This window comes from Actinoplanes sp. NBC_00393 (genome assembly GCF_036053395.1).
Lineage (GTDB): Bacteria > Actinomycetota > Actinomycetes > Mycobacteriales > Micromonosporaceae > Actinoplanes.
This window is the reverse complement of sequence record NZ_CP107942.1, coordinates 4811116-4826262: the sequence shown is the minus strand read 5'-3', so window position 1 is coordinate 4826262 and position 15147 is coordinate 4811116. Positions and strand designations below refer to the sequence as shown.

General features: G+C 72.5%; 11 protein-coding genes. 2 read left to right on the top strand and 9 right to left on the bottom strand.

All coding sequences use genetic code 11. The features are described 5' to 3' along the window. Positions 1-13: 13 nt before the first annotated feature. Entirely contained in the window at positions 14-2248 is a 2235-nt protein-coding gene (locus tag OHA21_RS22675) for an ATP-binding protein (RefSeq protein ID WP_328476735.1), read from the bottom strand. 139 nt (positions 2249-2387) lie between these two features. Here OHA21_RS22675 and OHA21_RS22670 point away from each other — a divergent pair, with 139 nt between their 5' ends. Continuing rightward, entirely contained in the window at positions 2388-2918 is a 531-nt protein-coding gene (locus OHA21_RS22670) for a snapalysin family zinc-dependent metalloprotease (RefSeq protein ID WP_328476733.1), read from the top strand. On the opposite strand, the gene OHA21_RS22665 is transcribed toward OHA21_RS22670, so the two are convergent. The 8 genes from OHA21_RS22665 to OHA21_RS22630 all read right to left on the bottom strand — a co-directional run bounded on the left by OHA21_RS22665 (position 2900) and on the right by OHA21_RS22630 (position 13782). Next, the gene (locus OHA21_RS22665; RefSeq protein ID WP_328476731.1) at positions 2900-3550 is read right to left on the bottom strand and encodes an FHA domain-containing protein; all 651 of its coding nucleotides are present in this window, start codon (positions 3548-3550) and stop codon (positions 2900-2902) included. The genes OHA21_RS22670 and OHA21_RS22665 overlap by 19 nt on opposite strands. Beyond that, positions 3547-4812, bottom strand: a complete 1266-nt coding sequence (locus OHA21_RS22660; RefSeq protein ID WP_328476729.1) for a vWA domain-containing protein — start codon at positions 4810-4812, stop codon at positions 3547-3549. The genes OHA21_RS22665 and OHA21_RS22660 overlap by 4 nt, the downstream gene beginning before the upstream one ends. Positions 4813-4821: 9 nt before the next feature. Next, positions 4822-6321, bottom strand: a complete 1500-nt coding sequence (locus OHA21_RS22655; RefSeq protein ID WP_328476727.1) for a PP2C family protein-serine/threonine phosphatase — start codon at positions 6319-6321, stop codon at positions 4822-4824. After that, complete coding sequence (locus OHA21_RS22650) at positions 6318-8639, bottom strand: serine/threonine-protein kinase (protein WP_328476725.1); 2322 nt, start codon at positions 8637-8639, stop codon at positions 6318-6320. Before OHA21_RS22650 ends, OHA21_RS22655 begins: the two co-directional genes overlap by 4 nt. A gap of 73 nt (positions 8640-8712) precedes the next feature. Then, entirely contained in the window at positions 8713-9891 is a 1179-nt protein-coding gene (locus OHA21_RS22645; protein ID WP_328476723.1) for a hypothetical protein, read from the bottom strand. Then, positions 9888-10835, bottom strand: a complete 948-nt coding sequence (locus OHA21_RS22640; protein WP_328476721.1) for a glutamate ABC transporter substrate-binding protein — start codon at positions 10833-10835, stop codon at positions 9888-9890. The genes OHA21_RS22645 and OHA21_RS22640 overlap by 4 nt, the downstream gene beginning before the upstream one ends. Further along, a complete protein-coding gene (locus OHA21_RS22635) occupies positions 10832-12133 on the bottom strand; it encodes a hypothetical protein (RefSeq protein WP_328476719.1) in 1302 nt (433 codons plus the stop codon). The genes OHA21_RS22640 and OHA21_RS22635 overlap by 4 nt, the downstream gene beginning before the upstream one ends. A gap of 101 nt (positions 12134-12234) precedes the next feature. Continuing rightward, positions 12235-13782 (bottom strand): long-chain-fatty-acid--CoA ligase, encoded by a 1548-nt coding sequence (locus tag OHA21_RS22630; RefSeq protein WP_328478494.1) that lies wholly within the window; start codon positions 13780-13782, stop codon positions 12235-12237. A 141-nt stretch (positions 13783-13923) separates the two neighbouring features. On the opposite strand from OHA21_RS22630, the gene OHA21_RS22625 reads away from it, so the two are divergent. After that, positions 13924-15147, top strand: a complete 1224-nt coding sequence (locus OHA21_RS22625) for an EAL and HDOD domain-containing protein (RefSeq protein ID WP_328476717.1) — start codon at positions 13924-13926, stop codon at positions 15145-15147.

Sequence of the window (15147 nt, the reverse complement as noted above, 5' to 3'; positions counted from 1 at the left end):
ACCACGCAGGAAATTACGCAGAACTGCCGAGTGCGGCCAGCTCCCGGCGGGCCAGCGCGACGCCCTTGGCGAAGACTCCGTCCTCGAGCAGGTGAAGTGCCTGTTCCAGGTCGGTGCGGGCCTCGGCGGGGTCGCCCAGGGCGGCCCGGGCACGGCCCAGGGTCAGGTGCACCTGGCCCAGCATGCTGGTGTCGGTGAACTCTCGGGCGAGCGGGAGCGCCAGCTGGGCCTCCCGGTACGCCTCCGGCCAGCGCCCCAGGTCGGCCAGGACCTCCGCGGCGAAGGTGTGCGCACCGGTACGGGCCGACATCGCGGGACTCCGGTCGACCGGCCGCCGGTCCAGCTCCACCAGTGTCCGCCGGTACATCGCCAGCGCCTCCTCCCGGCGTCCCATGCTCGCCAGCAGCAGCCCGATGCCCTGGAAGTGCTGCACGTAGTGGTTGTGGTCGCCGATCTCGTCGGACAGGCTCTGCGCCCGCAGATAGGCGTCGAGCGCCTGCTCGTAGCGTTCCGCGAACCGCCAGGACGTCCCGGCGTAGGTGAGCGCCCACGCCTGTTCCTTGCGGTCGCCGATCTCGACGGCGAGCCGGTACGCGCTCATGGCGATCTCGGCGCCCTCCTCGGGCCGGCGAGCGCCGTGCGTGGCCGCCCACGCGAGGTAGTTGAGGTGGGTGACCTCCTGACCGCGGTCGGGCAGCCGGGCCGCGGCGGCCCGGGACAGGCCGTACACCTCGTACCAGCCGGACCAGAAGACCAGCTTGTCGGAGAACCAGTGCATGGCTTCGGCGACGTCGACGACGAGCTGGTCGTCGGTCGCGGAGCGCAGGGCGCCGAGCCAGTTGTCCGTCTCGGCGCGCAGCCAGGCCTCCGCCTCGTCCGCGGTGGCCAGCGGCACCAGCCCGGTCCAGCCCTGCGGCGCGCCGTATCCGGGTTCGAACCACCGGCCGGCCACGATCGCCGTCTCCAGCAGCCAGACGCTCAACCGGCGGGCCGTCACGGTACGGGTGCCGGCCGGCTCCTCGATCCGCAGGCGTTCGGCGGCGAACAGCCGGATCAGGTCGTGGAACCGGTAGCGGTCGGCGCCCTCCGGCTCCAGCAGTCCCAGCTCGACCAGGTCATCCAGGCCGGCGCCGGCGTCCGCCGGGTCGATCTCGGCGAGCACCGCCGCGATCTCCGCGGAGAACGAGACGCCGGGCACGTGCGCCAGCCGCCGGAACAGGGCGCGGGCCGGTTCGGCGAGTTGCGCGTGGGACAGCGCGAAGGCGGCGGCCACCCCGGTGTCGCCGACGGTGAGGGCGGCGAGCCTGCGGTCGGCGTCGGCCAGCCGGGTCAGCAGGTGGGCGACCGTCCAGGCCGGGCGGGTGGCCAGCCGGGTCCCGGCGATCCGCAGGGCGAGCGGCAGGTGCCCGCAGAGCCGGGACACCGCGCCGACCTCGCCGGCCGCGACCGGGTCGGCTGCCTGCACCGCGATCGATCGCAGCAGCGTGGCCGACTCGTCCGCGCTCAGCGGTTCCAGCCCGATGCGCAGCACGCCCTCCAGGCCGCCCAGCACGCGCCGGCTCGTCACGATCGTGACTCCGGGGCCGTCCGCGGGCAGCAGCGGGCGCAGCTGGGCCTCGCTGCCCGCATTGTCGAGCACCAGCAGGCAGCGCCGGTCGCGCAGCACCGCTCGTAGCTGGCTGGAGCGTTCCTCGTTCGACTCGGCGATCCGGCGCGGGCTCACCTCCAGGGCCCGCAGCAGGCGGACCAGGGCCTCGCCGGTGTCCAGCGGTTCGGCGTCGGTGCCGCGCAGATCCAGGTAGAACCGGCCGTCGGGAAACCGGTCCGGCAGGCGGCCGGCCAGGTGTACGGCGAACGCGGTCTTGCCCAGCCCGGCCTGGCCGTGCACGACGATCACCGGCGCCGGCCCGGTCCCGCCCGCCGCGTGGCGCATCGCCACGTCGATCTCGTCCGAGCGGCCCACGAAGTCGTTGACCGGGCGGGGCAGGTCGCACAGGCGGGGACGGCCGGCCGAGCCGCGGGCGCGGTGTTCGGCGGCCAGCCGCTCCAGGTCGGCGGCCTGCTCCGGGTCCAGGCCGAGGGCGGCGGCGAGGGCGGTGAGCGTACGCGTCTCAGGCGCCCGGCTGTGCCCGCGTTCCATGTCGCTGATCGCCCGGTCGCTGACGCCCGAGGCCTCGGCGAGCTGTTCCAGGGTCAGCCCGGCGGCCTGCCGCAGCGCCCGGACGCGGGACCCGAATCCGGTGATCACCGCGCCATGAAAGCACATCGACGGCGGCCATCACCCGCGATGGAGGCGGCAAACGGTATGGCCTTAACCATCGATAAGGATCATTGCATTTCCTAGGGTCTGGTGCAGGTTCCCCGTCTTCCCCCAAGGAGAAGGATCGATGATTCTGCGTAGAGTCCTGGCCGCCCTCTGTGCCGTCGCGGCCCTCGCCGGCGTCCAGGTGATCAGCGCCACCCCGGCCGCCGCGGCGCCCCGCATCCTCTACTACGACGCCAGCCAGGCCCAGGAATTCGTCTCGGTCGTGCACCAGGGCGCCCAGATCTGGAACAGCCGGGTCACCAACGTCCGGCTCGAGCCGGTCCCGGCCGGGCGGACCCCGAACATCCGGGTGTACGCCGACAACGGCTGGCCCCGCGCGCAGACCACCTCGCTCGGCAACGGCCGCTGGTGGATGGGCCGGACCGCCGTCAACCAGGGCTACTACCAGCCGCGGATCGCCGCGCACGAGTTCGGCCACCTGCTCGGGCTGCCGGACCGGCGCACCGGCCTCTGCACCGACCTGATGTCCGGCAGCAGCGCGCCGGTGAGCTGCCGGAACCCGAACCCGAGCAGCCGTGAGGCGGCGACCGTGAACGCGAACTTCGCCACCACGGTCACGGTCGCGCCGCAGACCTACGCCTGGGTCGGCTGACCCGGCGGCGCGTGGAGGGTGATGGTGGTCCAGACGCCGACGTGCACCTGATCACCATCCTTCAACGTACGGGACTGGCCGGCACCCAGCGGCCGGTCCTCGTCGTTGATGTAAGTCCCGTTCGTCGAACCCAGGTCGGAGACCAGCCATGCCCCGTCGATGTTCAGCGTGAGCAGGGCGTGGTTGTGCGACACCCCCGGATCGGCCGGGGGAGCGGACAGGTCGAGTTCCGGCACCGTGCCCTTCGACGAGCTCTTGCGGCCGATCCGCACCTGCGGCGGCGGCAGGACGATCGTGCGCGTCGGCGGGTCTGCCGGGAACTCGACCCCGTCGGCATCGTTCAGCTCGAAGTAGGCGCGGTCGGCGAACACCGTCGCCGTCCAGTCGCCCGGTGGCGGCCCCGGCAGAGGAACGGTGAGCTGCGGGATCTGGCCGGTGTGGTGGTCGAAGCCGCAGTCCTCGCAGAACCGGGCGCTGCCGCTGCGGGGCGCGCCACAGTGCGGGCAGGCCGGCCCACTCTTCTCCACCGGGGCGGGCTCCGGCGAAGAAAAAGAGGAGATCCGCGCCCCGCACGTGTCGCAGAAGTCGCTCTCCGTCGAGGTGTGGCCCTTCGGGCAGACGTACGCGCTCACTGCGCCCGCCCCACCCGCACCGTCTTGGTCGACCGGGTGTCCAGGGCCATCTCGTCCTCCGCGCTGACCTTGCGCCGCATCCGGACCGTGCCGGTCGCCGCGTCCTCGATCTCGACCACCTTGGCGAGCAGCTCCTCGGTGGCCGCGTTGCCGCTGTCATGGGCGATCTGCGCGGCCCGGCCGAACTTCAGCGTCGCGGTCCGGTCGTCGCCGGCCTCCCGCGCCGCCAGCCCGGCCTGGATCACCTCGGCCAGCTCCGCCTGCCCGGTGTAGTGCGCGACCTGCCGGTTGATCCGGGTGGACAGCGCGGTGTCGTCGGTCCACACCGCCCGGACCAGGGACTGCGCGTGCACGGTGTCACCCTCCACCACCGACACCCGCGCGGCCAGCATCTCGTCGCCGGACGAGCCCGGGGTGACGTCCACACAGATGTGGTAGTCGCGGCTCTCCTGACCCCAGGCGCCGAGCGGGTAGCGGCCGGCCCTCGCCCCGTCCGCGACCCGCTTGCCGGTCAGGTCCACCACCTGCGGTTCGACCTGCTTGACGAACCGGACCGTGCTGTTGACCGGGGTCCAGACCTTCAGCTGCACGTCGGCGCTGGTCTTGCCCATCGCGGCGGTCATCATCTGCTCGAACGCCGCGGTCAGGTCCAGCGGCTTGGCCACGATGTCGACGGTGCCCAGCAACGCCGTGGCGATCTTCCGCAGCTCGGCGACCTTCCAGTTGGTGCCGACACCCCGGCAGTCACAGGTGAACTTGCCGGTGATCGTCTCCAGGACGCTCTCCAGGTAGCCGTACCGCTCGCCGTTGTCACCGTCGGTGAGCAGGATGGCGTGCGCGATGTCGCCCGGCCGCAGCGCGAACAGCTGCGCGGCGAGCAGCAGCCAGGCGCCCATCGCGGTGCCGCCGCCGGGCTGCAGCCGGTCGATCGCCCGGGACGCGTCCGCCCGGGTCTGCGGGGATGCCACGGCGAGCTGCCCCGGGTCCGGGTAGAGCTGCTGCGCGGTGCTCACCCCGGCGATGATCGCGAAGTGCACGCCGTCGTCGATGCACTCCACGGCGGCCTTGGCGGCCTGCCGGGCAGCGCCGATCCGGCCCTCGGCCTGCATCGACCCGGAGGCGTCCACGATGATGATCTCGGTCGCGCCGGAGGTGCGGCGGCCACCCGCGGCGCCGGTCGACGTGACGGTCACGATCGCGTTGACCTCGCTGGCGCCCAGCGCGAGGTACTCGTTCTGGAAAGCCTCGGCGGTGTAGGACACACGGACTCCTTACTCGTCGGCGGGGCGGACCGGTACCAGCGCGACCGTGATGTTGTCGGCGCCTCCGGCTTCGTTCGCGTAGGTGACCAGCGCCCGGGCGGCCGTCAGCAACGGCGACGTTCCACTCGAGGCGTTCAGGGCGGCCCGGACCACGTCGGCGAAGGCCGCCGGGTCGGGCAGGTAGTTCCACAGGCCGTCACTGCAGAGCACCAGCCAGCCCGGTTCGGTGACGGTGAAAGCGCCGACCCGCGGCGTCACCGGGCCGAAGTCCGCGCCGAGCCAGGCGGTGATCGCGTGCGCTTTCGGGTCGTTCATGGCGACCTTCGGGTCGACGCCCATCGCGATCACGTGCCGGGCCCAGGAGTCGTCCTCGGTGAGCTGCTCGGCCGGTCCCTCGGCGGTCAGCCAGTAGGCGCGGCTGTCGCCCACCCAGCCGAAGCCGACGTGCGGTCCGCGGACGGCGGCGGCCACGATGGTGCAGGCGGGGTTCGACGTGGCGCGGCGCGGATCGCCGGTGTGCGCGAGCGAGGCGACGGCCGCTGCGGCGCCGGCGATCGCTGCCGCGACCACCCCGGCGATGGCGATGGCCGGGGTCGGTTCTTCGATCAGGCCATTTCGGGGTACGCCCGGAGCACCGCTTCCCGATTCCGCCGGTGCCGGGCCGTCCGGCGTCTCGTCGTCGTCCGCGGCGGCAGTCGTCAGCTCGACCGTCTCGTCCCCGGAGCCGGAGCCGGTTTCCGGCAGCACAGCGGTCCGGTCCGGATCGGCGCTGACCACGGTCGTCTTGTCCGGATCGGTGACCACGGTCGTCTCGTCCGGATCGGTGACCACGGTCGTCTTGTCCGGGTCGGCCACCACGGTGGTCTCGGCGGCCGCCAGTTCGTCGGCGACGGCGCTGAGGTCCGTGGTGACTTCGCCGTTCCCGTCGCCGGTCACCGGGTGCTGCGCCGCTGCAAGCAACTCGCCCGCCGTGCGGGCCGCGATGTCCGAGGCGGCGTCCGGGTCGAAGGACGCGGACACCCCGTCGCAGACCACCACGTCCGCGGCGGCCGCGCCGACGGCCAGCCACATCGCGTCCTCGTTGCGGTGATGCCGCCGCCCGCGGTCACTCACCGCGGCCGCCACGGCGCCGCCGTCGGCCTCCAGGTGATCACGGGGCCGGCCGGCCAGCATGCCGCACTCCTCGCAGTATCCGTCCGCGCCGACGGCCCGTTCGGCCTGGCAGTGCGGACAATCCATCCAGTCCTTCGCCGACCGTTCCACCGCCGCGCCGCTGCCGGCCGCGCTGTCGGAGGCCGCCGTGCTGGTGGAGGCCGGCAGCTCGGTCGTGGCGTCCGCATCGGCGGCGTCACCCGGCGCCGCGCCCGGCGACGCCGGAAGCGTGACCGCCAGTTCGCCCTCGCCCAGCTCCCGCCCGCACACCTCGCAGAACGCCGCCCCGGCCGCGCGCTCGTCGGCGCATGCGGTGCACTCGGTCAGGATCATCGGCGCGGTTCCCGCCTCTCTCACGTCCGCGTCCGCGGCCGCGCCGCGTTCGCCAAATCGACCAGGCGGATCTTCTCCGGCCCGGGTACCGCCCGGGCCATCTCCCGGTACGCGGCCTCGAGCGCGAACCGAACGTCCCGCTCCTCGGCGTGCCCGGTACGTGTGCCGCCGAGCACCGCCGCCGGAATCTTCGTCCCCCCGCCGAGTGTGCGCAATGCCTGTTCGAGCAGTTCCGCACGCAGTGCCGCGAGTTGTGCCGCCTCCACCTCGAGACGCTCGATCAACTCGGCCGCGGAGGTGAGCGAATCGACATCCACGGCGGCCGTGTCGTGCGCCCGGACCAGCGCCCGGACCGCGCCGACCTGGGACACCCGGTACGCCGACGACGTACCCGGCACCCGGTTGTAGGCCTCCACCGCCCCGGCCCGGTCGCCGGTCGCGAGCCGGCAGCGCGCCAGCCCCGCCGCGGCCGTGGTGTACGCCGGGTCGGTGCGGCTCACCACGTCGTAGTAGCCGGCCGCCGTCTTCGCGTCGCCGGCCAGCTCGGCGGTGAACGCGAGGGCGAGCTGCGGCGCCAGTTCGCCCGGCAGCGCCGCGTAGACCGCGTCGAACCGGCTGCGGGCCTGGGCGGTGTCACCGGCCGCGAGGGCGAGCAGCCCGTCGTACCAGGCGACCCGCCAGTCCGCCCCGGCCGACTGGGCGAGCAGGGCACGGGCCGCCTTGGCGTCTTCGTACTGCCCGGTGCGGGCGCCCAGATCGATGTGCGCGCGCAGCTCCCGCAGGCGTACCTCGAGGGTGTACTGCGGGGCCTTGCCGAGCAGCACGAGGACCTCGGCCGGGTCGGTGACCGTGACCGAGGCCAGGAACGCGGCGGCCGGGTCGGTCAGGTCGATCAGCGGGGTCGGCAGGTCCTGCCAGCGCAGACCCTCGTCGCGCAGGTCGGTGCGCAGCTCGCCGGTGAACAGCCGGGACGGCGCGGGCCGCGGCTCGCCACCGGCGGCGAGCACCTGGCGCAGCACCCCGAGCATCTGCTCGGTCATCTCGGCGGCGTCGACGAAGCGGTCCGCCGGGTCGATGCGGGTGGCCCGCAGCAGCAGCCGGTAGAACGACTCGTGCCGCTGGTAGACGTCGAACTCGCCGCGGTCCGGCAGGCTGTCCTTGAAGGTGCTCTGGTAGCCGCGGAAGTCGGTGGTGAGCACGGCCAGGGTCCGGCCGATGGTGTACAGGTCGGAGGCGACCGAGGGCCCGTCGGTGGCCATCTCCGGCGCCTGGTAGCCGACCGTGCCGTAGAGCGCGGCCTCCTGGTCGTCGATGTGCACCACGCCACCGAGGTCGATCAGCCGCATCTGGTCGCCGGCCTGGATCACGTTGTCCGGCTTGAAGTCGCAGAAGATCAGGTCCCGGTCGTGCAGGTAGCCGAAGGCCGGCATGATCTCCATGACGTAGGCCAGGGCCTGCTCCACCGGCAGCGGCCCGGACGACTCCTTCAGCAGGTCTTTGAGGGACTTGCCGCCGACGTACTCCATCACGATGTAGCCGGCGCTCTCGTCCGGGCCGGAGGAGTGCTCGACGAAGTTGTAGATCTTGACGATGTTCGGGTGTTCCACCTCGGCCAGGAACCGGCGTTCGGCGACCGCGGCCGCGAGGGCGTCCTCGTCGCCGGAGTTGAGCAGGCCCTTGAGCACCACCCAGCGGTCCGAGACGTTCTTGTCGACGGCCAGGTAGATCCAGCCCAGGCCGCCGTGGGCGAGCGGGCCGACCACTTCGTACTGCCCGGCGACCAGGTCGCCCTTGCCGAGTTTGGGGGTGAAGTTGAACGGTTCGCCGCAGGCGGCGCAGAAGCCGGAGGTGCGGCCGGGCCGGTCACCGCGGGTCCGGCCGACCGGTTTGTCGCACTTGGCGCAGTACCGCTTCGACTCGGGCACCTCGGCCACCGCCATCACCGCGGTGGCCGGGTCGGCCTGGGTGATCGGCGCGATCTCGACCAGGCCGCCGCCGAAGCGGCGGCGCGACGCGCTGCGGGAGCTGCCGGTGCGGGCACTTCCCCCGGTACGCGTGGACAGCGCCCCACTGCGCGAGGAAGCCGACCGGGACACGGCCGAGGCCGCCGCCCGCGGCCGGGGCACGACCCCGGCGGCCGGCGCGAGCCCGCAGGTGTCGCAGTACCCGTCCTCGATCATCCCCGGGCAGTCACCCCGGGCACAGGAGAGCGGCCCGCGAGCACTCGCAGCCGCCGCCGCGGGTACGACAGGCGCGGGCACGACGATCGCGGCCGGCGCGAGCCCGCAGGTGTCGCTGTACCCGTCCTCGATGGCGCCGGGACAGTCGCGCAGGCATCTCATGGCGCCACCTCCGCTGCGCTCCGGCGTCGCGATGAGCCAACGACTGAGCCTATGGATTCACTCGCAAGCTCGCTCATCGGGCCTCCCTGGCGGCGATCCGTTCCGAGAGCGCGTCCTGGTACGCGTTGACCGCCGCCCGGCCCCGGTCCAGGTCGCACGGCGCCTCGAACAGCGCGGCGCGGGCGGTCTCGGCGAGCGGGGTGAGCCCGGGGTCCTCGCCCAGGCCCCGGCGCAGGGCCTTCGCCCGGTACGCGTCGAGCCGTCCCCGCAGCTCGTTGCGCTCGGCGAGCAGCCCGCTGTTGCGCGCGGCCGCCTGGCGCAACGCGGCCAGCAGGTCACGTGACTGCCGGGTCCACACCGACAACCGCGGGCTGATCAGGTGCCACTGTCCGGCGGCGGCGAGCGCCTCGATCGCGGTGAGATCGGTGTGCGGGTCGTCTGCGCGTACCCCCGCGATCCGGTGCTCGGGGAACCGCCCGGCCGCCGCCCGCGCTGCGGCCTCCGCGGACTGCCGGGCCGCGTCGATCTCCGCCGTGAGCGTCCGTGCGTCGCGCAACCGCTGCTCCAGCCAGGCCCGCAGCTCGGTGGCCGAGGTGCGCTCGGCGTCGGCCCGGTCGATCAGCGCGCGCACCCGGTCGACGACGGCCGGATCGGCGCCGAGCGGATCGCTGGACAGACTGCCGGTGAACCCGTCGAGCAGCCGGTCCGCCTCGTCGAGCAGCGGGCCACCGGCGCCGGCGCGACGGGCGTGGGCGAGCGCGGCCGCGGCGTCGGCGGCGGCCGGGAGCAGACGGCGCCACCGGTCGCCGGCACGGGTCACCACATCCACGGCGGTCCCGAAGGACGCCTCCATCGCGGCCAGCAGCTCGGCCGGTGAGCAGGTGGTGCTGACCTGGCCGGCGCCGAGCAGGCCGCGCTGGGCGAGCGGGACGGTGCTGGTGGAGAGCGTGATCGAGGAACCGAGGACCTGATGTGCGTACTCCGCACGGTCGTTGTCGCTGAGCCGCCACCGGTCGCGCAGCGCCCGGGCCTGCGCGATCACCTCGCTGAGCTGCCGGTGTCCCTGCCAGAGCCGGCCGAGGGCGTCGCTGGCGTTGGCCCAGGCGGTGGCGGTCACGCCGGTGAGAGCGGCGGCGCCGAGCTCCTTGCGGTCCGGGTTCTCGTCGAGTTCGACCAGGTTTGTCGCCATCGCGGCGACCGCGCCTTCCAGACGGGCGAGTTCCGCGTCCGCAGACGTCAGGGGAGCGGTCATCGGTACTGGGCCGCCGGTGGCTTCGGGGCGGTGCCGAGCCACTTCGTGTAGATGGCCGCCCAGGTGCCGTCGGCGCGGGCCCGGTCGAGCACCTGGTTGACGAAGCGGGTGAACTCGGGGTGGTCCTTCGAGATCGCGACCGCGTACGGCTCCTGGGTGAAGCGGGGACCGACGATCTTCGCGTACGGATCCTGGGCCTTGAGGCCGGCCAGGATCGTCTCGTCGGTGGAGATGGCGACCACCTCGTTCTGCTGAAAGGCGACCAGGCACTCGCCGAAGCTGGCCTTGGCGACCGGGATGGGCTTGCCCGGCTCCTTGGCGATGTTCTCCAGCGAGGTCGAGCCGGCCGCCGCGCACACCTTCTGCCGGTCCAGGTCGTCGATGCTCTTGACCAGGGAGTTCTCGGCGACCAGCACCTTCTGGCCGGTCTCCAGATAGACGGTGGAGAAGTCGACGTCCTTCCACCGGGCGCAGGTCGCGCTCATCGTGCTGATCACCAGGTCGACCTTGCCGTCGCGGACCCAGTTGGTGCGCTCCGGCCGGGGCACGACCCGGATCTGCAGCTTGTTCGGGTCCCCGAAGATGGCCTCGGCGATCTGCCGGCCCAGATCCACGTCGAAACCCTCGATCTGGCCGCTGAACGGGTTGCGCGAGCTGAACAGCAGGGTGTCCTGGCTGGTGCCGAGGACGAGCTTGCCGTTCTGGCGGATCTTCGCCATCTGGCTGCCGGCGGGCAGCCTGGCCGGCGCCGGCAGAGCGCCGACCGGGCGCAGGCTGGCCCGCGGGTTGCACGCGGTGTCGGGGGCCGCCGCGGGCGGCGGAGCGGCGGTGGCCTCGGCGATCGCCGGGGGCGGGGGCGCCGGGTCGGCCACCCCGTCGCAGGCGGCGGTGACCAGCAGTGCCGTGACGGCCAGCAGGGCGAGGGCAGGACGGGTACGCCTCATCGGTACTCCTCCAGCCGGGGGCGCAGACCGAACACCGCGAGCACGCCGACCGCCAGGGCGAGCAGCGGGCCCAGGATGATCAGCGTGCCGAAGCCCCACCCGGCTGCCTGGATGTGGGTCTCGAAGACTCCTTTGCGATCCGCCATGGCGTCGTCGATCGTCGCGGTCAGCACCTGGAACGCGCTCGAGGTGGTCTGGCCGACCGCCAGCTCCACCGCGCCGTCGTAGTCGCCGCCGTCGTCCTTCGCACGAATCTCCTCGTGCAGCTGCACATAACGTTCGTGCTGGTCGCGGGCCTGGTCCATCAGCTCGCCCACGTCGTCGAGCGCCGGGTCGTCGAAGGTGAGCATCTGCCGGGCGGCCTGGAAGTCCTCCTCGTGCGGGCCGGCGCCGGAACGGGCGGCCAGGGTGAGGGCCTCGTCGGCGCGCTCCCGCAGCACCAGGATCCGCACGTCGGTGAGGGCCGCGATCGGGGCGGAGCCGTCCGACTCGGCATAGCCCAGGTTGTCGCGCTGGTTGGAGAAGACCGCCCAGCAGGTGAGCACCAGCATCGCGGTCAGCGCGGTCGCGGCGACCAGCGGGATGTTGAAGGTGCGCCGGGTGGTGGCGCTCAGATAGGTCTGGGTGCGCAGCAGCGCGATCACCAGGGCCACGATCAGCACCAGCAGCAGGATCAGCCACCAGGAGCTGCGGGCCTCCTCGTAACCCGTCCGCACCTCGCGCTCGGCGAACTGGAGTAGCGCCTTGGCCTGCGGTTGCAGCGTCTCCCGGTTGAGCTCGGAGGCGGTGGCCAGGTAGGAGGCGCCGACCGGCAGGCCCTGCCGGTTGACCGCGCGGGCGGTGGCGACCAGCGCCGCATACCGCGCGGTGCCGGCGGCCAGCGCCTGGACGGCCGAGGCGGCCTCGCTGCCCTCCGGGGTGCGCTGGGCGGCCGAGGTGAGGGCGGTGGTGGCCCGGGCGAGATCCGCCTCATACCGCTCGGTGAGCCGGACCGGCTCCAGGCCGCCGGCGAGGAACGCCTGCGCGGCCGTGGTGTCCGCGTCGGCGAGCGCCGAATAGACGGTCTCCGCCTCGACCAGCAGCGGCTGGGCCCGGTCGCGCAGGTCGGCGGTGCCGGTGGCGGCGGAGGTGGCGGTCAGGCCGGCGACCAGGCCGGTCAGGACCGAGAGGACGAGCAGGGTGACCAGGAGGAGCTGGAGACGGCCGGGCGAGGTCTGGCGCAGCTGCCCGAATCGGCGCAACACGGACACCCGCGGTGGCGGGTCGGTCGCGGGCCGCTGAGCCAGGGCAATGGTCAAACTTCGCCTCCGTTCGGCCGGCACCGTGCTGGGTTCCACTGTGCGCTACGGACGCAAGCGATCTCGCCCGGCGGGACCCGCCGGGCGAGAATCCGCACGGGTCAGCTGAGTTCGCGTTTGAGCAGCTTGCCGGTGGCGGTCATGGGCAGCGACTCGACGATGCTCACGACGCGCGGGTATTTGTACGCCGCCATCTGCTCCTTGCTCCAGGCCACCAGCTCGTCCTCGGTGGCCTGCGCGCCCGGCTTGAGGATCACGAATGCCTTGATCTCCTCGCCGTGGCTGGGGTGCGGCACGCCGATCACCGCCGCGAGCGAGACCGCCTCGTGGGTGATCAGGACCTCCTCGATCTCCCGCGGGTAGACGTTGAAGCCACCGCGGATGATCATGTCCTTGGCCCGGTCGACGATGTAGTAGAAGCCGTCCTTGTCGCGGCGGGCCAGGTCACCGGTGCGGAACCAGCCGTTGCGGATCACCTCGGCGGTCGCCTCCGGCCGGCCGATGTAGCCGCGGAAGATGTTGTGGCCGCGGATCGCGATCTCGCCGATCTCGTCGGACGCCTCGATCGTGTTCCACTCCGGGTCGATCAGCTTCACCTCGACGCCCCAGATCGGGACGCCGATCGAGCCGGGACGCGGCTCGCTGTCCGGGTCGCTGAAGGTGGCCACCGGCGAGGTCTCGGACAGGCCGTAGCCCTCCAGGATGGTGACCCCGAAACGCTCCTTGACCGCCTTGATGATCTCCACGGGCAGGCTGGAGCCGCCGGAGACCGCGACCCGCATGTTGCCGGCGATCCGCTCCACGTCGACGCCCTCGCCCAGCGCGTTGAGCAGGCCCCACCACATGGTCGGGACGCCGGCGAAGAAGGTGACGTTCTCCGACTGCAGCAGCTGCACCGCGGCCGCCGCGTCGAAGCGGGGCAGCAGCACCAGGGTGGCGGCGGTGGAGAAGCCCGCGTTCATGTTGACCGTCGAGCCGAACGAGTGGAACAGCGGCAGCACCAGCAGGTGGGTGTCGGTGGCCGGCTGGGTGCCGAAGAGCCGGTTGCAGGTCAGCGCGTTGAGCACCAGGTTCGAGTGGGACAGCTCGGCGCCCTTGGCCTGCCCGGTGGTGCCGCTGGTGTAGAGGATGACCGCGGCATCGGTCTCGTCGCGCAGCACGGTCTCGAAGACCGGCGACTGCCCGGCCAGGCCCGAACCCAGCGTCTGGGCGCCCTCGATCGGCGAGGCGGCCGCCGGGTCGGCGGTGATCAGGAAGAACTGCTCGCAGTCGCCGACCTCGTGGAAACCCGCGAAGCCCTCGGCGCCCATCGGCAGTTCCGGGGTGCCCTCGAAGCACAGGTACGCCTTCGCCTGCGAGTCCCTCAGGTGGTACGCGATCTCGCGGCCCTTGAGCAGCACGTTCAGCGGGACGACGACGGCGCCGGCCTTCAGGATGCCGTAGTAGACGATCGGGAAGAACGGCAGGTTGGGACAGGAGAGCGCCACCTTGTCGCCGGGCTGGATCCCGCGCGCGACCAGAAGGTTGGCCACCTGGTTCGCCGCGGCGTTCACCTGTGCGTAGGTCAGCCGCCGGGGCCCGAAGACGACGGCGTCGCGCTCCGGGTAGTGGCGGGCGCTGTCCTCCAGCAGTACGGAGAGGTTGAGCATCCGGTGGTTCCCCTTCACGAGGTGAGCTGTGGCGGCGGTCTCATCCCAACACGCCCACGGGTAATGGTGGAAGCCTACGTTTCGGCTTTGTTTCCCGGCCGGATTCATCAAGTGAGCCCGTCCGGTGCCGATGGCCACGACGTGGGAATCCCGGTGTTGGACGCGGTGCACGTGGGCCGCCAGCCGATCTTCGATGCCAGCGGCGCTGTCGTGGCGTACGAGCTGCTGTTCCGTGGGCGGATGGACGACGTCGCGTCCGGCCGCCAGGACACGTATGCGACCAGCACCGTGATGATCAACGTGTTCACCGAGTTCGGCATCGCCGAGGTGGCCGGGCGGCGTCCGTGCTTCATCAACCTGACCCGCGAGTTCGTGACCGGGCGGCTGCCGTTGCCGTTCGGGCCCGAGCAGGTGGTGCTGGAAATCCTGGAGACGGTCGAGGTCGACGACGAGGTGATCGACGGGATCACCGCGCTGGCCCAGGCCGGGTACAAGATCGCCCTGGACGACTTCGTGTGGGGTTCCGGGCACGAGCAGCTGCTCGGCCTCGCCTCGTACGTCAAGCTCGACCTGCTCGACGGCGACCTGAGCCGGCTCGACGAGATCGTCAGCGCCTGCCGTGAGTACCCCGGTCTCGAGCTGGTCGCCGAGCGGCTGGAGACGGCCGAGCAGGTGGCCATCGCCGACCGCTACGGCATGGAGCTGCGCCAGGGGTACGCCCTGAGCCGCCCCCAGGTGCTCAGCACCCCCAGCCTCTCCCCGTCCCGGCTGCGCCGCCTCGAGTTGGTCTCCGCGCTGATGCACCCGGACGTCCGCCTCGACAAGATCACCACGATCATCGCGAGCGACCCGGCCCTCGCCATGCGGGTGCTGCGGGTGAGCAACTCGGTGGCCGCCGGGGTGGTCAGCCGGATCTCCTCGGTCCGCCAGGCGATCATGATGATCGGGCTGACCCACATCCGCCGCTGGGCCACCCTCATGGTGGTCGACGACGTGGCCGAGGCGCCGGAGGAGCAGCTGCTCACCGCGCTCACCCAGGCCCGGCTCTGCGAGAACCTGGCGAACCGCTTCGGCGTCGACCCGGGCGCCGCGTTCGTGGCCGGGCTGGTCACCGGGATGGCCCGGCTGATGGGGCTGAGCCCGGCCGCGATGACCGAGCAGCTGCCGCTGGCGGTGGAGGTCTCGGACGCGCTGACCTACGGCACCGGGCGGCTCGGCGGGCTGCTGGAAGCGGTCCGGGCGTACGAGGCGGGGGAGTGGGGCTCGGGCGACCTGGCCGGCCCGGCCCTGGACGCGATGCGCTGGTCGACCCGGACACTCAGCGCGGCGCACCGGTTCGTCCCGGCCGGCACCCGCGGCGGCTGA